Genomic DNA, 803 nt, shown 5'->3' with positions numbered 1-803 from the left:
TGTTCGGAGTAGTGCGGCCCTGCCGTCATGTGATGTGTCGGTCGTTGCTGGCGGAGTGGATGGCGCATCTGTGCGGGTTGTGTTTGACGCTGCGGGCCGAGCATGGGCAGGCGGCGCGGTTGGTGACCAACTACGACGGGTTGTTGGTGTCGGTGTTGGTCGAGGCGCAGAGTCCGGAGCGTTCTCCGCGGCGGGCGGCGGGGCGGTGCGTGTTGCGGGGGATGCGGCGGGCCGAGGTGGTCGGCGCCGAGGCCGAGGGGGCTCGGCTGGCCGCGGCGGTGTCGCTCATGCTGGCCGCCGCCAAGACCCGTGATCATGTGGCGGATCGGGATCGGGGCTATCGCGGCAGGCTGGTGGCGGCCGGGGCGTCTCGGCTGGCCGATCGGTGGGATGCGGCGGGGGCGCGTGCGGGGTCGGCGCTCGGGTTCGATGTGTCGGTGTTGCGGGAGGCGGTGGACCGGCAGGTCGAGTTGGAGCGTGCCGGCGGTGTGGGGTTGTTGGAGCTGACCGAGCCGACGGAGACGGCGGTGGCGGCGGCGTTCGCGCATACGGCGGTGTTGGCGGGCAAGCCGCACAACGCGGAGGCGTTGGCGGAGGCGGGGCGGTTCTTCGGTCGGTTGGCGCATCTGCTCGATGCGGTGGAGGACCTGGAGGAGGATCGGGCCGGCGGCGTTTACAACCCGTTGATCGCCACGGGGACGGATCTGGCGGAGGCGCGTCGGTATTGCGAGGACGCGCTGCAGGGGTTGCGGTTGGCGTTGGCCGATCTGGATCTGGAGGACGACCGCCTGGTCAAAGCCCTC

General features: G+C 71.0%; 1 protein-coding gene. It reads left to right on the top strand.

Annotated elements, in window-relative coordinates; genetic code table 11:
• A partial coding sequence (locus EIO00_RS23970; RefSeq protein WP_140182712.1) for a DUF5685 family protein occupies positions 1 to 803 on the top strand: 803 nt, incomplete at both ends.

The sequence above is a fragment of the Thermomonospora catenispora genome (assembly GCF_006363815.1).
In the GTDB taxonomy this organism is placed as follows: Bacteria; Actinomycetota; Actinomycetes; order Streptosporangiales; family Streptosporangiaceae; genus Thermomonospora; species Thermomonospora catenispora.
The sequence above is the reverse complement of the archived record's forward strand: the minus strand, read 5'-3'. Positions and strand labels throughout refer to the sequence as shown.